The organism is Novosphingobium rosa NBRC 15208, from assembly GCF_001598555.1.
GTDB lineage: Bacteria > Pseudomonadota > Alphaproteobacteria > Sphingomonadales > Sphingomonadaceae > Novosphingobium > Novosphingobium rosa.
In genome coordinates this window covers 78,521-93,083 of the sequence record NZ_BCZE01000020.1, presented here as the reverse complement: position 1 = coordinate 93,083, position 14,563 = coordinate 78,521, and the positions used below count along the sequence as shown (strand labels likewise).

Sequence of the window (14,563 nt, the reverse complement as noted above, 5' to 3'; positions counted from 1 at the left end):
CTCCCGTGTCGAAGCCCGCCCCCGCAAGGCTTCCTTATGTTGATGGACGTCAGAAAATCCGGAGGATGCGCAGCTGGGCGCGGGCGCCTTCCCTGAAGCCGTTCTCGACATGCAGATCGCCGCCCACCTGGGTCATCAGCTGCCATTTCGGGCTGATCGAGGTCCGCCAGGTGCCCAGGATCGAGGTCGTCTTGGTGACATTGTCCTGATCCAGACCGGCCACCGTCTGGCGCCCGCCGCCCACATACATCAGCCGCAGGTTCAGCTCGTTCTTGTCATCGAGGAGGTAGCGCGCGAAACCCTGCACCCGGAAGGTCGGCTTCTGGGAAAGGGTCTGGCTGGCGATCCCGTAATTGGTGTTGTTGCCATAGACCATCACATCCCCGGCAACCTCGGCGATGAAGCGCTTCGACAACTTTTGCGACAGAACCGCCTGGAACGACCCCTTCCAGCGATTTTCCCCCAGATTGAGCGACTGGGCATGGTTGTAATTGCCCGTCGGCAGATAGAGATACGGCGTGACGCCGAAATAGGTGCCGATCTTCGCATTTTCATGCAGCCACAGCGTGCTGACCAGGATCGTGTCCGCAAAGCCGGAGGTCTTGCCCAGCGAGGCCGTCGACCCTCCGGACCAGATCGCGCCATAGGGCTGAAGGATCTGGTAATCGAGCGTGTGCCCGGCCACCTTCGTGAAACCGACGTAACGCAGAATGGCGATGGCCGTATCGAGTGACGCCTTGTCATCGACCTTTTGTCCATGAGCATAGAGAGCGCCCGAATGGGCATATTGCAGATAAACGAGACCCAGCTGCGTTCCCGAAGGCGCCGGCACATAATCTCCGGCATCGATGGCCTGAGCCGAGGCCGAGGTTGCCCCCGCCAGACAGGCCAAAGCCAATGCGCCCGACCAAAGCCGGGCGCGCGAAATCCATTTGCGCATGGGGTCCCTCTCCATTTTCGCGATATCACCCTCTGGGAGGGGTGTTGTTCGCGGCCTGTATTGCGCCATCCCGACGAGGAGTATATGTGCATTTCGCTAAGTTAAATTTCGCAAACGGCGAAATCTTGAATTTGAAGAGAGCACCGCATGCTCGATGACCTTGTGACGCTGAAACTTTTCGTCCGGGCCGCGGAGAGCGGAAAGCTGAGCGAAGCGGCCAACCAGTCTCATCTCGCGCTGGCCGCGGCTTCACGCCGCATTTCGCTGTTGGAGGGGCGACTGCGCGTAAAGCTGTTCCGGCGGGGACGTCATGGCATATCCCTGACGCCCGCTGGCCAGTCGCTGCTGGCCCGCGCCAAGACCCTGCTGGAACAGGTCCGCGACATCGAGGGCGAGATGGCCGATTTCGCGGATGGCCTTCGCGGGACGATCCGCCTGCAAACCAACCCATCCGCTATCATCCAGTTCCTGCCGGCGGATCTGGCAGCCTTTGCCCGGGTTCACCCCGATGTTCGCATCGATCTGGAAGAGAACATGAGCGCCGGCATCGTTTCAGCCCTGATGTCGGGCCAGGCGGACATCGGTATCGTCGTCGAAGGGTCATCCGCTGCCCTCGATCAGATGGAGGTCATGCCCTACAGGTCGGACCGGCTGGCCTTGCTGGCACCGCTCGGGCGGCTGCAACCGCAGGAGGAGATTTCGTTTCTCGATGTGGCCGATCAAGATTTCGTTGGCTTGGTCAGCAGCACTGCCCTGACCAGCCGCTTGATACAGGAGAGCGCCAAAGCAGAAAGGCATTTGCGCCTGCGCATGCAGGTGCGCAGTTTTGATGGTGTTTGCCGGATGGTGGAGGCTGGTTTCGGCTTTGGGGTCCTTCCGCTTATCGCAGCACAGGGCTTTGCCGCAGCCATGGCGCTGGACGTCATTCCCCTATCCAATGACTGGGCCCAGCGCCAGATGTTGATCGTGCTCTCCCCTAACACGCCGCTGGGCAGTCCTTCGCGCAACCTTCTGAAATTTCTGGGAGCCTTCTCGGACCTATAAAAATAAAATTTATCAGGCAAATGGTATTCATTGAGGATATAATAGAAAACAGGCCGAGGTAGAGACAGATTCCGCTGACAAAGCCGACATCTGGCCCTCAAAATCGAAGTCCTGAAAGCTGCCATTCGTTCAGCTCCTTTTCCGCTGGTCAGCCCCATACCCAGCAGCCCATTCCCGGACCGCTTCAGCAAAGAGACGCAAGGCGGTCGGCAGATGGCGATTGGCTGGATAGTAAAGGCAGGCCCCAGGGAAAGAGTGGTTCCATTCCGGCAGGATATTGACCAACCGACATGACGCCCCCGATCCCGCTCAAGGCCGCCTCCAAGACCAGATTGGCGTTGCCCAGAGTCATCGGGCCTTGAACCTCAACATTAACGGGCTTGCCGTCCCGCTCCAGATCCCAGAGATAGAGTGCGTCTCTTGTAAAGCGGAAGTGAATGCAGGCATGGTGCGGCAGATCCTGCGGTACACTGGACCTATCCCGACCAGCAAGATAACCCATCCGGCTGCCACGAACCTGCTCGCGGCCACGGCGGCGGCGCACAGACAGTCCTTCCTCCCGATAGAGGGGGTAGAGCTTCTTGTGGTTCATAATCAGCCCTGGGCGTTCCGGAATCACGCCGTGATCGGGCGGGCGATCATGTTGGACCGTCTTGGGATCAATGCCAATCACCCTCCGCGTGCTGTCGTGATGGTCGCGATCGATCTCGACCACTTCAACAATATCGAAGTCACATGTGGCATAAAGCCGGTGACCGGGCTCTTGCCCATGCGCCGCAGGTCTTTCAGCGCAACTCCGTTCAGGCAATGGCGCAAGCGTCTGGATGGCGAAATTTGCTGGCCGAAACACCGCACGCGCCATTGAAGCTAAGCCCTGCAAGCGCAATGCGCGTTCAGGGCATCCAGCTTTGTCTTGCTTTTCGTGATCGCTTTAAGGCGAGCAATCACCATCATCCCATGATCCTGCTACCGGCCTGCAGCCCATCATCCGGCCCTGTCATGGCACCGTAGAGGCTCTGCCATCGCGACGCCGAGCCGAGCCCTGCCGCGAAAGCGATACGCAGCGTATCGGCGAAATTCGTCAGTTGCATCTTGCCCATCAGATTGGCGCGATAGACCTCAACCGTCCTGACGCTGATGCCCAGATCCTCAGCGATAGCCCTGTTGGGATAGCCGCAGGCCAATCCGTCAAGCACCTGCCGCTCGCGCTCAGTCAAACGGGCGATGCGTGTGCAGGCTGTCTGGCGCCGGTCGGCCCAGGCCTCCCGGTTGTGCAAATGCGCGAAGGCCAGGAGCACGACCTCCAGAAGCCGGTCCCGCTCACAAGGTTTTTCCAGAAAATCCACGGCGCCAGCCTTCATCGCCCGCACAGACAGCGATATGTCACCATGCCCGCTGAGCATGATGACAGGGAAATCGAGTCCCTGCGCGGCCATGCGCGCTTGCACTTCCAGTCCGTCGATACCGGGCATACGAATGTCGAGCAGAACACAGCCCCGCGCTTCGGGAGTGATCCCGCGCAGGAAACTTTCCCCGCTGGACCACCGCTGCACATTATAGCCTGCCGTACTCAGCAGAAAATCGAGCGAACGCTGCATTGCAATTTCATCGTCCACGATATGGACGAGTTGCCTGTCACTCATCAATCCTCTCCCCCGAAAGGCCTGCCGGTGAACCTTGCCTACACCCTCTTTGCGGCTCCGATCCTTGCGCCGTCTTTGGCTTGCACTGTCTCACGCTTGCCCGGGATGCTCAATCCCCTGACGAGCGCGGGCCTCGCCTCAATGTCTCAATCAGGGACAATGGCTTCGATCGGCAAAGTCCTTCCACCCACTCGTCACGAAGATGACCCGCTCACGCTGGGATCAGGCAAATAGTTCTGCCGCCTCCGTAATATTTCGAATGGAACCCGGACACAACTTGCTCCAGAATGCAGTCGTCGATCATGAAGGAAGTGATAAAACCCCAAAGGCAGAGATATACCAAGGCATTCCACCAGAACAGAAAAGCGCGTATAACCCCTGTCAGGGGCGACCGGAGAAAGGCTTTACCGCTTAGGTCATCCCACCCCGGGGGAGGGGCTGAGTGGAATGTGGGGATGGCAAGGATCGCGCCCGCTGCGTTTCGGTGTCGCGATTGCAGGCGTGCTGTATGTGGCAGTGCTGCGCTGGGCCCTGACCCCTTACCTTGGCCAGAAGGCAGCCTATTTGCCCTTCGCGCCGGTCATCATGGCCGTGGTCCTGGTTTGCGGGCCGGCCCCTGCCGCCGTGGCCAGCCTGCTGGCCCTGGGCTTCGGGCTGTATTTCTCCGGCTCTTCGGCAATCGGTCCGGCCGATCAGGTCAATGCCGCGATCTTTTTCGCGGTCGCCGGCGGCATGGTTCTGCTGGGCGAGATCATCAACCGTGTCCGCCGCCAGCTTGTCACGAGCTATCAGCGGGCACAACACAACGCACGGGCGTCGAAACAATTGGCCGAAGAACTCAACCTCCTGATCGACGGGGCACAAGGCCATGCCATCTACATGCTCGATGGCCTGGGGCATGTCACCATCTGGAACAAGGGGGCGGAACGGCTCAAGGGCTGGACCGAGGAAGAGGTCGTGGGCAAACATTGCTCGATGTTCTATCCGCTCCGCTCGCTGGCGATCGGCAAGGCGGAGGCGGATATGACCCGGGCGCGGCGCGAGGGCCGCTTCGAGAGCGAGGAGTGGCGGCTGCGCAAGGATGGCAGCGAATTCCTCGCCGCGGTCTCGCTGACCGCGCTCTTCGACGATGATGGCGCCTTGCGCGGTTTCGCCAAGGTGATCACCGACATCACCCGGCAGCGCGCCGCGCAGGACAGGCTGCGCGCCCGCGAAAACCTGCTGACATCGATCCTAGCTACTGTTCCCGATGCGATGGTTGTCATCGACGCCCGGGGCGAGATCCTGTCTTTCAGCGATGCCGCCAGGCAGATGTTCGGCTATGAAGCCATGGAGGTAATCGGCAGCAACGTCAGCATCCTGATGACCTCGCCCGATGCCGAGCAGCACGATGCCCATCTGCGCCGCTACCTCAACGAGGGTGATCCGCATGTCATCGGTAAGGTGCGCTTCGTTCATGCCCGCCACCGGGATGGCCGTGAAATCCCGGTGGAACTCTCGATCGGCGAAGCGCGGGACGGCGGGACGCATGTGTTCACCGCCGTCATGCGCGATCTGACCGAGCGGCTGGAGGCACAGGCCGAGCTGGAAAGGCTGCAATCCGAACTGATCCATGTCGCGCGCATGAGCGCCATGGGGACCATGGCCTCGACACTGGCGCATGAACTCAACCAGCCGATCGCGGCCGTGGTCAACTATGTCCAGTCCGTGCGCGGCCAGATGGGGATGGCGGACGCTGCGACCCTGCCGATGCTGCGCGACGCTCTTGACGAGGCGGCGCAGGAAGCCTTGCGCGCCGGGCAGATCCTGCGCCGCCTGCGCGATTTCGTGACGCGCGGCCACATCGAACGCGCGATAGAAGACCTGCCTCTGCTTATTCAGGAAAGCTGCGTCCTCGCCCTGATGGGGGCGGAGGAAAAGGGCATTCACGTCTCGTTCGACCTGCATCCGCAGGCTTCGCCGGTCTTCGTTGATCGCGTTCAAATCCAGCAGGTGCTGCTCAATCTGATCCGCAATGCCTGTGACGCCATGGAGCAAAGCGCGCGCCGCGAGTTGGTGGTGAGCACCCGCCCTGATGTGCCAGGTATGGTCAGGGTCACCGTGGCCGACACGGGGCCCGGCCTTGCCGTGGACATCCGTGACAGGCTGTTCTCGGCCTTTACCACCACCAAGCCAGATGGCATGGGTGTGGGCCTGTCGATCTGCCGCACCATCGTGGAAGCCAATGAAGGCCGGATCTGGGCCGAGAGCACGACCGGCAAAGGCACGCGCTTTCATTTTACGATGCCGCGTCTTTCCGAGGACTGAGATAAAAGTGCGACATAATCTTTATCCGGGCATTGCGAGCAACAGACCGACAATGCTGTCCTGAACGGCCAGCACGATCATCGCCCCCATCGCGATGGGCACCCCGTAAGGCAGACTGACGCGTTGACCGTCACGCCCACGGCCCGAGATCGAACGCGTGGCCAAAAGCCGCGCCGACATCCAGCAGAACGCCATCACCCCACCGCTGAACACGATGGCCAGCGCCAGCCACCACGCCTGCCCGATGCCGAACCAGGCCGCCGCCGCCGCGTAGAATTTGGCATCCCCGCCCCCCACGATCCCCAGATAGAACAGCAGTCCCCCCGCCATCAGGGCCAGTCCGACATGCATCGCATGACTGGCAAGATCACCGAGAGAACCGCTGCTTGCCGTCACCAACAGACCGCAGATCACCATGGCGGTGTTCAGAAGATTGGGCAGGCGCCGAAAGCGCAGGTCCAGCACGGCTCCGGCCAGACAGAAAGGGATCAGCAGGAGGTTGGTCATCATCGAAACCTCTAGGATTGCGGCGAGAGGGGCGCGCGCCCTTCAGCGGCCGTGGTGGCAGGCAGATAGGGATTGGTCACAAGACGCGGCTTTACCGTCGCTGCCGGTGAAGGCCTGTCGTTGGGGCCTGACATGGCGACGGCAGGCGCCGCGGCAGTTGCCGGACCGGCAATCCGCCGCAGGGCAAGACGCGCATGCAAGGGCGCCTTGCGCAAAGTGGGCTCAGGCGGCGCCGCATGCACCAGCACCTCATGCGACGAGAGCCGGGTCAGCCTTGGATCGACAGCGGGGCTGGCAGGCGCAGGCGGGCTGGGCGGCGCAGGCGCAACATCGGCCTGCATGACGCTGTCGCGAAGATGCGCCAGATTGGTCGCAAACTCCGGGTTTTCGGGGGCGATGGACGCGGCCTCCTCGAACATCCGCTGCGCGCTGTCGAAAGAGCCGAGCCGGGCGTAAGCCACACCCAGCCCGTTGAGCGCCGGCGCCAGCGTGGCACGGTCCCCCAGCGCGTTGACGAAAGCCTCGATGGCCGCTCCCGGCTGCCCGGCATCAAGGGCCCGGCGCCCCTGATCCAGCGCCGATCGCGCCTTCATGGCGGGGTCCGGCATGGCCGGAGCCGGCGTCGCGGGCAGCATCGCGGCGCGGTGATGTGCGTGCAGCAATCCGCACCCGCCCAGCGACAGGGGCACGGACAGCAACAGAAGGGGGAGAACCATGGTTTTCATATCAGGCTCCTGCCCCCAGCATGGCGGGAATAAGCTTGCGAATGGTGACGATCACCGCAGGCAGCATCAGCACGCCAATCATCACCGGCAGCATGCAGGTGACCAGCGGGATGGAAATCAGCACCGGAATACGATGAGCCTTTTCCTCGGCCCGCATCCGGCGCCGCTCGCGCATTTCGGCGGCATAGACGCGCAGGGTGGTGGCGATGCTGGTGCCCAGCTTGTCGGACTGGATCATCAGCGTCGCAAAGGAACGCACCTCGTCAACGTCGGCATCCTCGGCCAGCAGGCGCAGGGCGGCCTCCCGGCTGGCGCCCGCCCGCTGGCGCAGCGTGGCCTCGGTCAGCAGCCGCGCGACCTGCGGATGCGACACGGCCATCTCGCGCGCCACGCGGTCGAGCGCCGCCTCCATGCCATAGCCGGATTCCACGCAGATCAGCATCAGGTCGAGGCAATCGGGGAAACCGTTGATGATCGCCTCGCGCCGCCGCTCTGCCCGCAGGCGCACATGCAGCATCGGCAGATAGAGCCCCACCCCCGCCCAGAAACAGCCCAGCAGATAGAGGCCAACGGGCGACACCTGCCGCCCATGGGCGACGACGAGCGTGACGAAGACCAGCGGCAGCCCCACCACCAGCAGCAGCCGCAGCAGCGAATAGAGCCGCGGCGCCGCGGGCGAGGTGTAACCCGCCGCCTTCAGCGTCTGGCGCAGGCTGTCCTCGCGCGTGTCCGACAGCGATATACCCGCCCGCTCGATCCGCGCCACCAGCCTTGTCCAGGCATCGCGGTTGCGGGTGGAGAGCGAGGCTTCGCCCACGTCGCTCTCGAAGCCCGCGAGGCCGCGCAGGCTGCGCCTCACTCTGGCCTGCCGCGCCACCGCCATGCTGATCAGCAGGCTGAGCAGCATGACAAGCGCGAAGACGCCCATCAGAATGACCATGCGCATAAGCTGGCTGGAAGCGACAAGATCGATCATGTCACACCTTGATGTCTACGATGCGGGAAATGATGAAGACGCCCAGGGCATACATCGCCATCAGGATCGAAAATCCCCAGGTGAAGATGCTGTCCTGCGCGACATCGAGATAGAAGCGCGGATTGACCGCGAACATGCTGGCCAGCGTGAGCACCGGCAGAACCGTGAGCATCCATCCGCTCATCCGCCCCTCGGAACTGAGCGCGCGCACCTTCATGTAGAGCGCGGCGCGTTCGCGGATCACCCGCAGCAGGTTTTCCAGCACCTCGGCCAGATTGCCGCCGGTCTCGTTCTGCACCGAGAGCGAGACGACGAACATGCGGATGTCGTCCAGATCCCAGCGGTCGGCCAGCCGCATCAGCGCGTCGTTCAGCTCGGCGCCATAGGTCACCTCATCGGCCACCAGCCCGAATTCGCTGCCCAGCGGGTCAGCCACCTCGCGGGTAAGCAGATCGATGGCCGCGGCGATGGGGTGCCCGGCTTTCAACGCGCGGGTGAACACATCGAGCGCCAGCGGAAACTGCTGCTCCATCTGCTTGCGGCGCTTTTGCGCCATGCGCGAGATGACCATCAGCGGCAGCACCACCGCCACCGCCACCGCCACCACGCTGACCAGCTCGACCACGCCCGCCGTCACGCGGATGCGTGCCGACCACACCAGAAACAGCACACCGCTGTCGAGAGCAAGGGCGGCCCCCGCGCACATCACCAGCAGATTTTGCGGCGCCACGCGCAGATTGGCCATGGCCACCATCCGGTGCAGCCGCCACAGCATCCGCCCCAGGGGCCCCGGAATGGCAGGGCTCGATCCGGGCCGGTTGCCACGCAGGATACCCACCACCGTCTCGCGGTCCAACCCCTGACGCAACAGGCCGAGCCGGCGGTTGACCGCCTGCCTTTGCGCCCGGCCATGCACCGCCATCATCGCCGCGATCCGCACCGCCACGAAGACCGAAACGAAGACCGCCACCATGGCGGCAAGGCGCAGCATATCGGGCATCATGCGGCTCCCAAAGCGGTGTCAGGGCGGAACAGGGCGGGGTCCAGACGGACCCCGGCCACCGCCAGCGCAGCGGCAAAACGCGGACGAATACCGGTGGCCTCGAACTGGCCCAGCACCTGCCCCTTGGGACCCCGCCCGGTGATGTGGAAGCGGAAGATTTCCTGCATGGTGATCGTTTCCCCCTCCATGCCGGTCAGTTCGGAAAGGCTGAGCATCTTTCGGTGCCCGTCGCTCAGCCGCCCCACCTGCAACACCACATGGATCGCCGAGGCAATCTGTGCCCGCGCCGAACGCGGGGCGATGTCGATCCCGCTCATCCCCACCATCTGCTCGATGCGCGAAAGGCAGTCGCGCGGGGTGTTGGCATGGATGGTGGTCATCGAGCCGTCATGGCCGGTGTTCATCGCCTGGAGCATGTCGAAGGCCTCACCGGCACGGCATTCGCCCAGGATGATGCGGTCGGGTCGCATGCGCAGCGCGTTCTTCACCAGATCGCGCTGGTTCACCTCGCCCTTGCCCTCGATGCTGGAAGGTCGCGTTTCCAGCCTGGCCACATGCTCCTGCTGCAATTGCAGCTCGGCGGAATCCTCGATGGTGACGATGCGTTCGGCCGGGTCGATGAAGCTGGACATGGCGTTGAGCATGGTGGTCTTGCCCGAGCCCGTGCCGCCCGAAATGATGATGTTGAGCCGCGCCTCGACAATGCCGCGCAAGATCACCGCCATCTGCGGCGGCAGGCTGCCCAGCTCGACCAGACGCGCGATGCTGATCGGCTTCTTGGCGAATTTGCGGATCGAAAGCAGCGAGCCGTCGATCGCCAGCGGCGCGATGATGGCATTGACGCGCGAGCCATCGGCCAACCGCGCATCGACGAAGGGCGAGGCCTCATCCACCCGGCGCCCCACCGCGCTGACGATCTTCTGGATGATGCGCAGCAGATGGCGCTCGTCCTGAAAGCGCGTGGGCGCCTTTTCCAGCCGCCCATGGCGCTCGACAAAGACACTGGCATGGCCGTTGACGAGAATATCGGTGATGGTTTCGTCCTGCAGCAACGGTTCGAGCGGCCCTAGCCCCAGCAATTCGTCAAGCACATCGCTGAGCAGCCGCTCGCGCTCGCCCTTGTTGAGCGCTTCGCTTTCGTCGGTCAGGATATCGGCGATGATGCCATCGACCTCGCGCCGGATCTGCTCGCGCGGCAGCTTGTCGAGCAAGGCGAGGTTGACCCTGTCCAGCAGCTGGTGATGCACCCTGATCTTCAGTCCCAGCAGGCGATGCGCCGCATCCTGCGCGATCTCCTCCGGCATGCCCGGCAGAGCGATGCCCGCCATGGTGAGCGCCGGGCCGGAGGGTCCGGCGCAAGGGTGCGGCATGGCGCCGTTCGAGAGGCCGCCAAGGGCGCTGTCCGGACGGATTTGCCAGAAGCTCATGCGTTTTCTCCCTGCCAGATGTCGGTGAGGCGCGCGGCAATGGTGGCGACATCGGTCACAAAACGGTTCCTGCGGCCCGTCAGCAGTTCCCCGCGATCCTGCGCGGCGGAGACCAGCGGCGCTTCCAGCGCCACGCTGCCCAGCACGGGCCGCCCCAGAGTGCGGGCCACATCATCAAGGCTGATGGTGCGGAACAGACGCCGTTCCACCCGGTTCACCACCAGATGCACCTGGCCGGGCGCAATGCCGATGCTATGCAGCAGATCGAGGCGCCGCCGGGCCTGATGCAGGCTGGGGATCGACATTTCGACCACCATCAGGATCGCGTCTGCCCCCATCAGCATGAACATCTGCCAGTTGGTGATGCTGGCCGGCAAATCCAGCACCACATGCCGGTAATGGCGCCGCAGCAGGTCCAGCACGCCGATCAGCCGCTCGGTCGAGACATCCTCCAGCGCCCTGATATCCTCAGGCGCGGCAAACACATCGACGCCCGAGGGCGAGGTGCGGGCGATGGCCGCCATCAGATCCGCGTCAAGCCGGTTGCCCGCCTCCATCAGATCGCGGATCGAGCCGCTGCCCGTCGCCGACAGGCATTGCGCCACGCCGCCGAACTGTAGGTCCAGATCGACCATCGCCACCTCGCGCGCGCGCCTTTCAGCCGCCAGCGCGCCGGCCAGATGGGTGGCCACCGATGTCGCCCCGCAACCGCCGACCGACTGCATCACCGCCACCATCGGCGCCAGACGCTGCGTTTCGCCATGGCGGGCGGACGTCCGCGCCAGCACCTGCGTGACAGCACCGGCCAGTTCCTCACGGTCGAAAGGCAGGCCCACCACATCGGCCACCCCTTCGTGCAGCAGACGCCGTACCAGCGCCAGAGAGGCATCATGGATGGCCGCGATGACCGGCACCTGCGGATGGCGCGCATGAAATCGCGACAGGCGCTCCAGCGAGGCAGGCTCCCCCGGCGCCACCTCCATCACCATCACGTCGATTGTGTCCTCCGACCCTCCGGTCAGCGGATCGCCGGGAACAGCCTCCTGCACCCGCAGGCCGGCCAGGCGGGGATCGTCAATCCCGTTCAGCTCCCGGACGAAATGAGGCGATGCCACCAGCGCAATGGCGCCGACCTGCCCGCCGCGTGTGTTCGGAAGGGCGGAAAAAGGATGATCTGCTCGTCCCATGGTCATGATGTTCCTAATTGGACATGCTAGTTGGACAGGGAGCCGCTGCCGTCTTCCATCGGCAGGGTCGCGGTGAATTGCGGAATTGGCACGCTGGCGCCAAAGACCTGCAACGTCAGCGAGGGATAGGTCATGTTGCGCAGGCGGACGCTGACCAGCGGCGAGATCTGCATGCAGCCGGTGCCGCCGTTGCAACTGCTGTCGCCGGCATAGCCCAGCCCCGAACCGCGATACTCGACCACCACATTGGCCGCCGTGACATTGTTGCCCGCCACCTTCTGCATGCGCCGCACAATGGCGTTGAACGAGGTCGTGTTGAGCGTGCAGCTGTTGGCGAAAAGCGTGCCTGCCTGGCTGCAATCGCAGGCGGTCGAAGTGCAGGAAATCACCCCCAGCGCCGAGGCCGGGATCGGATCGCCCTGCGCCAGCGTGGTGCCACCCACGCTCTGCCCCACGAAATCCAGTGTCAGATTGCCCACCACCGGCGCGGTCACCGCAGCCATGCGCACGCCCATCTGCGTCGCCTTCTCGTCGCGGTTGAGCGTCCAGCCGTAATTGCCCGCATCGATCGTGGCGAAGACGAAGAGCAGGAACACCGGCACCACCAGCGCAAACTCCTCCGCCGAGGCGCCGCCTGTGTCGCGCATCAGGCGCATGATAAGGCGGAGCGCGCTCATACGCCCATCACCGCAGCCTGATCGCTGGCGCCCACATACATCGCCGCCGGGATTCCCGTGATCCGGCTGAACAATGTGGGATAGCGAACCCTGGCGCTGATCGTGACCACCGGCGCACCGCCAAGCACCGCGTAGAGGCCGGTGTAGCTGCCCGTGCCCGACACCGCATTGGCGCTGGCGCAGCTCACGCTGATGGTGGTGTTGCTCTGGCCTGTCGTGTCAGGCACGGTCCAGGTGGAGATGCGCGGAGCATCCCCCGTGCCGGGGCTGACCTTGCCATAGACCGTGACGTTCTGGATCGTGGTGGTCAGCGTGGCTGACGGGTTCTGCGTGCAGGAAATGCTGGTAAAGCGCTGCCGTCCGGCGAAACGCGCGCCGTCGCGCACGCCCTTGATCACCTGATGCTCGGTGTAGAGATAGACCCCGCCTTCCATGCAGGTGAACATCAGCGCCAGCATCGCCGGCATGATCAGGGCCATCTCCACGGCCGCCGCCCCGGACCTGTCGGCCATCAGCGCGGAAAGGATGGGGGCGCGGACCATCTCAGTTCACCAGATAGGGCTTGCTGATGCGCACGATCTGCGCCGAGGACGTGTCGCCCCCGCCACCAATCTGCGTGGGGCCGATGACCTCGACATAAACATCGCTCTGGCTGGTGCGCGCCCGGTTGACCGAAGGCTCCACCAGAAACACGTCGATCCAGTTGGTGACGGCCACATTGGTGCTGCGCCCGGCGACCCCTTGCGCGGTGCAGTCGATCACCGCCACCGACAGCACACGGCGGTCCACCGTGGCGCCGCCCACCGGCAGGCTCGAGCCGCAGGAGGCCACCGGCACCGAAGTCAGGCTGCCGTTGGACTGGTTGACCAGCCGCGTAGCGGCATTGGCAGCCTCATATTTGTAGACCTGATAGCGCGTGGGCGTGGATGTGCCAAAGGTGCTGGATGGCGAGAAACTGGAGGCATAATCGGCAGTGTTGGTCTTGAAATAGGCGTTGCTGTCCCACACGCCATCGCCCACCTGCCCGCCGCTGCACACGCCGCTGCTGCTCACCGCATGGCAGATGTCGCGCGGATAGCCCATGGGTGCCGTGCTGTTGATCTGCGCCTGCGTCAGCGCGGCGTTGGAGGATGGCGCATAGGCATTGTTGGGCTGCTGCCAGCCCGCCCCATTGCCGCTGGTGAAGGCGCAGCCATTGCCTTTCTGCTCCAGATCCTTGCGCGCATTGGCCGAGGCCGGGCAGGAGGCGTTGCTGCTGCCACAGACATTGTTGAGCCCGTTGGCATAGACATCCATCCGCGTGTTGAGCGCATCGAGCACGCTGACCTGCTGGCCGGGCTTGGTGGTGACAGTGTCGGTGGAAATGCAGTCGCCCGGCGGCACGGTGTTGCCCAGCGTTTGGGCCACGGCATTGGCGCCATTGCCCGCATTCGATTCCAGATAGCCGAAATTGCCCGGAGCGTAATTGCTGCCCCCTGTGTTGGCGATCAGCTTCAGCCCCTTGCCGATATAATTGGCCACGGTGAAACCGGGATCGGTCGCTTCATAGGGATTGCACATGAAGACCGGCGGCACCTTGCAGATCGAGGAGCCCAGCCCCGCCGTCGCCGCCGCCGAGATGTCGTCTGAAGCAAGCAGCCCCACGATTGGCGTATAGGCATAATAGGCCTTGCGCGCATTCACCGCCACGCGGACGAATTTCGCCTTGGTGGCATCGGTAACGGGGTTGGTGCCCGCCTCGGCATCGGCATAGGTGCCGTAGAACAGGAGACCCGCCACAGTGATCGCCCTGGCGCCACTGTCATTGGCCATCACGGTCTTGTTGCCCACCAGATTGCTGGCCGCTTGCGTGGCATAGGTGATGGCATTGGCGCTGCCGTCCAGCTGTGTGGCGGCGGCCAGAGCGGCCTGATCGGCGGCATTGTGCATCTCGCTGCTGAGCGCCACCATGCGGGCATAATCGAAGGAGACCCCCGCCGAGGCCAGCAGGCCGGTCAGCGCCAGCGCATAGGTGACGGCAATGGCCCCGCCCTCATCATGGCGCAGCCGCCGGGTGGCGCGTTGCAGGGCGGCTGCGGCGAAAGGAAGGAAAGGGGACCGGTTCATGATCTGTCTCTCCTGCGGGGC

General features: G+C 63.8%; 13 protein-coding genes and 1 pseudogene. 2 read left to right on the top strand and 12 right to left on the bottom strand.

Annotation, left to right across the window (positions count from 1 at the left end; translation table 11 throughout):
* Nucleotides 1-49 precede the first annotated feature (49 nt).
* The gene (locus SR3_RS07925) at nucleotides 50-940 is read right to left on the bottom strand and encodes a transporter (RefSeq protein WP_068083375.1); all 891 of its coding nucleotides are present in this window, start codon (nucleotides 938-940) and stop codon (nucleotides 50-52) included.
* A gap of 147 nt (nucleotides 941-1,087) precedes the next feature.
* On the opposite strand from SR3_RS07925, the gene SR3_RS07920 reads away from it, so the two are divergent.
* Nucleotides 1,088-1,984, top strand: a complete 897-nt coding sequence (locus SR3_RS07920) for a LysR substrate-binding domain-containing protein (RefSeq protein WP_068083372.1) — start codon at nucleotides 1,088-1,090, stop codon at nucleotides 1,982-1,984.
* A 502-nt stretch (nucleotides 1,985-2,486) separates the two neighbouring features.
* On the opposite strand, the pseudogene SR3_RS32390 reads toward SR3_RS07920, so the two are convergent.
* Both SR3_RS32390 and SR3_RS07910 read right to left on the bottom strand, forming a co-directional pair.
* Nucleotides 2,487-2,696, bottom strand: a pseudogene (locus SR3_RS32390) (IS3 family transposase); the annotation flags it as partial.
* 238 nt (nucleotides 2,697-2,934) lie between these two features.
* On the bottom strand, nucleotides 2,935-3,627 hold the full coding sequence (locus tag SR3_RS07910; RefSeq protein WP_084455169.1) for a response regulator transcription factor: 693 nt from the start codon (nucleotides 3,625-3,627) through the stop codon (nucleotides 2,935-2,937).
* 447 nt (nucleotides 3,628-4,074) lie between these two features.
* On the opposite strand from SR3_RS07910, the gene SR3_RS07905 reads away from it, so the two are divergent.
* Nucleotides 4,075-5,934 carry a PAS domain-containing sensor histidine kinase gene (locus SR3_RS07905; protein WP_068083365.1) on the top strand — a complete coding sequence of 620 codons (1,860 nt, stop codon included), beginning with the start codon at nucleotides 4,075-4,077 and terminating at the stop codon, nucleotides 5,932-5,934.
* 21 nt (nucleotides 5,935-5,955) lie between these two features.
* On the opposite strand, the gene SR3_RS07900 is transcribed toward SR3_RS07905, so the two are convergent.
* From SR3_RS07900 to SR3_RS07860, 9 genes are all read right to left on the bottom strand, one after another.
* Complete coding sequence (locus SR3_RS07900) at nucleotides 5,956-6,444, bottom strand: A24 family peptidase (protein WP_068083362.1); 489 nt, start codon at nucleotides 6,442-6,444, stop codon at nucleotides 5,956-5,958.
* Between the two features lie 8 nt (nucleotides 6,445-6,452).
* Nucleotides 6,453-7,157, bottom strand: coding sequence for a tetratricopeptide repeat protein (locus SR3_RS07895; protein ID WP_169805579.1), 705 nt, complete (start codon nucleotides 7,155-7,157; stop codon nucleotides 6,453-6,455).
* Between the two features lie 10 nt (nucleotides 7,158-7,167).
* Nucleotides 7,168-8,142 (bottom strand): type II secretion system F family protein, encoded by a 975-nt coding sequence (locus SR3_RS07890; protein ID WP_068083356.1) that lies wholly within the window; start codon nucleotides 8,140-8,142, stop codon nucleotides 7,168-7,170.
* 1 nt (nucleotide 8,143) lies between these two features.
* On the bottom strand, nucleotides 8,144-9,145 hold the full coding sequence (locus SR3_RS07885; RefSeq protein WP_068083353.1) for a type II secretion system F family protein: 1,002 nt from the start codon (nucleotides 9,143-9,145) through the stop codon (nucleotides 8,144-8,146).
* Nucleotides 9,142-10,449, bottom strand: a complete 1,308-nt coding sequence (locus SR3_RS07880) for a CpaF family protein (RefSeq protein WP_068083446.1) — start codon at nucleotides 10,447-10,449, stop codon at nucleotides 9,142-9,144. The genes SR3_RS07885 and SR3_RS07880 overlap by 4 nt, the downstream gene beginning before the upstream one ends.
* A gap of 119 nt (nucleotides 10,450-10,568) precedes the next feature.
* On the bottom strand, nucleotides 10,569-11,765 hold the full coding sequence (locus SR3_RS07875) for an AAA family ATPase (protein WP_157098701.1): 1,197 nt from the start codon (nucleotides 11,763-11,765) through the stop codon (nucleotides 10,569-10,571).
* A 20-nt stretch (nucleotides 11,766-11,785) separates the two neighbouring features.
* Nucleotides 11,786-12,436 carry a TadE/TadG family type IV pilus assembly protein gene (locus tag SR3_RS07870; RefSeq protein ID WP_068083347.1) on the bottom strand — a complete coding sequence of 217 codons (651 nt, stop codon included), beginning with the start codon at nucleotides 12,434-12,436 and terminating at the stop codon, nucleotides 11,786-11,788.
* Nucleotides 12,433-12,978: a TadE/TadG family type IV pilus assembly protein gene (locus tag SR3_RS07865; protein ID WP_068083343.1), complete on the bottom strand. Its 546-nt coding sequence runs from the start codon at nucleotides 12,976-12,978 to the stop codon at nucleotides 12,433-12,435. Before SR3_RS07865 ends, SR3_RS07870 begins: the two co-directional genes overlap by 4 nt.
* A gap of 1 nt (nucleotide 12,979) precedes the next feature.
* Nucleotides 12,980-14,542: a pilus assembly protein TadG-related protein gene (locus tag SR3_RS07860; protein ID WP_068083340.1), complete on the bottom strand. Its 1,563-nt coding sequence runs from the start codon at nucleotides 14,540-14,542 to the stop codon at nucleotides 12,980-12,982.
* Nucleotides 14,543-14,563: the final 21 nt, after the last annotated feature.